Below are 2917 nucleotides of genomic sequence, written 5' to 3'. Positions count from 1 at the left end.
AAGCTTGGATAAAGCATGCTACTGCAATTATAGATCACTTTAAACCTCAAGATTTAGCTAATTCGATATGGGCCTGCGGAAGGTTAGAGATACATCCATCAAAGGATTTTGTAAAAGCTTGGATAAAGCATGCTACTGCAATTATAGATCACTTTAAACCTCAAGATTTAGCTAATTCGATATGGGCCTGCGGAAGGTTAGAGATACATCCATCAGATGATTTTATTAATGCTTGGATAAATCATGCTACTGCAACTATAGATCAATTTAACCATCAAAATTTAGCTAATTCTATTCATGATATATTTATACTAAATGTTTTATGTAATTCTAAAATTAAAGTACCACAGCAATTTATCGATTCTGTTAACAGCAATACTACACTGTTTAATAATGAGGAGATTAGTCAAATTTTAAAAGCACATTTTTATTTTAGTAAAACAGGCACAGGTATATTGACTTCACAAAACCGTCAATTACTTGAAAGAAAGTATAAATCTACTTTAGAACCTTGTCGTACTTCAAATTTACAACTGGATATCCTTAAGGTAGTAAAAAAAGTATTAGCACAGCACGATATCAAAAGAGAGTTTTATATTAAACACATTGCTTCCAATGTTGATATCTTCATTAAAGGAAAAAATATAGTAATACAAGTAGATGGGCCATCTCATTTTGACGATAACAATGCTCCTAATTTCTCAACAAGGCTTAATAGTACATTATTATCTTTGTATCAATATAAAGTACTTAGAATTCCATACTGGAATTGGGATAAGTGCAAAACAATGGCTAGCAAAGAAAGATATATAAGTGAATTGATATCTATAGATGAACCTGTTTCTGAAGAAGCGCAAGCATGTGAGGAGATATTTTATAATGCAATTGATGATCCATCAGTTATAGCAACGCATCAAGTTTCATCTGATTCAGAAATACAAGTATTAGGAGATATAGATTCTTCTCATGATGCACGTGGGCTTTAATTTTTTAATATATTTCTCTATATTGCTTTCAAAAATCAACCTAAAAATTGAAGTTCTATTTTTGGGGTTGCTTCATGCTTATTTAATGTTGGCAGTAATACTCTCCTAAAGGTAACAAATATTATTATGCCTGAACCGTTGCTCCTACTAGTGGCCAAGCAAGTAAGCCTATTGAACTATGATTAAAGAACAATTGAGTCTCTTCACATCATATGATTTATAAACAAAATGTCTTGATAATCTTTCTCGATCAAAATCCTTATGTATACTCACTTTTGATCTACATTGAATATGCGTTTTGGATGGCGGATTAATCTTTAATTACTAGCAAGTTTAATAATTGGTAATAATAATTCATTAACATGATTACGTTGTTCATTGATAGAGTATGCAACTCTAACAGGCGTGATGTGAAAGTATTTATATAGATCTTTAATGAAGGTAGTGTTATTATTTAAAAGCATAATTTTAACACCTTTATTAGTTAATTCATGAACAAAATTTCGTAGTCTAATTTGCTCTTTTTCATTAAATGAAATTTTGATGTAGAATCGTTCTCCAGATTTATGATAAGGCGGATCAAGATAAACAAAATCTGCTTGTTTCGGTTCTATTGCATAAATTGATATACCGGTTAAAAGTTTGCTACATTTATATATTCTAGAGCCAATATTGAGCTTAAGATATTGCTTATCAGAAAATGTTGGAGCCGATGTACCATCTCTATTGAGTCTATAAATTCCTCTGAAGGAATATTTATTAAGATAGATAAATTTTGCAGTTATATCGTTTGGATCATACTATATCGGTTAAACTTTCAACTTGCTTCATAAGCATGATATGCTTCATCGATAATGACTAACAAGGTATCATGGCAAAGATTGTGTGGAAAACTGAAATTTAATTTGTTATTAGCAACCAATAATGCACCGACATTGACAATTTCAGTTTCGAGAATTACAATTTCAGTTTCGAGAATTGCAACATCCATCATAAATTTATACACAGATTAAGTAAGTATATATTTTCTAGCTCCTTCACCTAATTTTAAAATAATAGGATGTACACAAATAGGTTGCCTGGATATAGAAAGTATATCTCTTCATTTTTGCTAAATCATCTTCAGAAACAAATCTTCTAGGTCTAGTTCTTATCGAAGATCGCTTTTCCCAAATAGCTTGACGACTATATTTATAAACTTCATTAGCCGATAAAAGTTCTTCAATAGTTTCCATAATGATCTCCCTATATAAAATTTATTTTGTCTTAGCACAATATCCGTTGAAATAATAATGTTATTTGTGTGTATGAAGTATAGATTTTCGTTAAGTTATAGAGAATTAGAGGAGATAGCAAGTATTAGGGGAGTTACAATAGATCACGCTATACTTCAAAAGATGGTTAATTAAGTTTTCTCCTTTGATAGATCAAGAGGTTAGAAGACGTAAGAAGCCAGTTGGAAATAGTTGGAGAATGGACGAGACATATATCAAGGTTCATGGTAAATGGGTATATCTATATAGAGCTATTGACTCTTTGTGGTGATACTATCGAGTTCTTACTAAGAAAACGTAGGGATGCTGCGGCTGCTAAGGCATTTTTCAGAAAAGCCTTCAAGAGAGTAACGACATACCTAAAAAGGTAGTAATAGATAAGAGTGGTAGTATTATTTGCGCCATTGATATGCACAGCTTCATATAAAAACTTCTAGTGTTGATTCTTCGTCAGTTTATCTAAAATTTGCAACTGGTATTGCTACTGACTATAGTACATTAGAAGCAGGAATTGGTTATAGTATAACTCGGCATAGAGTAGATATAAAACTAGGGTTCTTGGGTTGTACAAGCTATACGGATAACTTTATTCAGGGAAATTATTATTACAATATAGTTGAATTTAACAGAGGATCAATATAAATAAAACTTTAGGTT

At 31.1% G+C, this 2917-nt stretch carries 2 protein-coding genes and 2 pseudogenes; 2 read left to right on the top strand and 2 right to left on the bottom strand.

The genetic code is table 11. The annotated features are described in order from the left end of the window. The coding region (locus OCHUTO_RS04740) for an RAP domain-containing protein (RefSeq protein WP_045797628.1) at positions 1-986 on the top strand (986 nt) is incomplete at its 5' end. A gap of 317 nt (positions 987-1303) precedes the next feature. Here the strand turns inward: OCHUTO_RS04740 and OCHUTO_RS05650 are convergent. Both OCHUTO_RS05650 and OCHUTO_RS04735 read right to left on the bottom strand, forming a co-directional pair. After that, positions 1304-1783, bottom strand: a pseudogene (locus tag OCHUTO_RS05650) (DNA adenine methylase); the annotation flags it as partial. Positions 1784-1803: 20 nt separating this feature from the next. Continuing rightward, positions 1804-1980 (bottom strand): hypothetical protein, encoded by a 177-nt coding sequence (locus OCHUTO_RS04735; RefSeq protein WP_156961322.1) that lies wholly within the window; start codon positions 1978-1980, stop codon positions 1804-1806. Positions 1981-2260: 280 nt separating this feature from the next. On the opposite strand from OCHUTO_RS04735, the pseudogene OCHUTO_RS06725 reads away from it, so the two are divergent. Beyond that, positions 2261-2669: pseudogene (locus OCHUTO_RS06725) on the top strand (IS6 family transposase); the annotation flags it as partial. Positions 2670-2917 lie beyond the last annotated feature (248 nt).

It is taken from the genome of Orientia chuto str. Dubai, assembly GCF_000964595.1.
Lineage (GTDB): Bacteria > Pseudomonadota > Alphaproteobacteria > Rickettsiales > Rickettsiaceae > Orientia > Orientia mediorientalis.
Note: the sequence above shows the minus strand (reverse complement) of the source record. Positions and strands in the feature narration are given on the sequence as shown.

Coding starts and splice junctions, on each gene's coding strand:
- OCHUTO_RS04735 (WP_156961322.1), bottom strand. CDS start 1,980: ATGATGGATGTTGCAATTCTCGAAACTGAAATTGTAATTCTCGAAACT.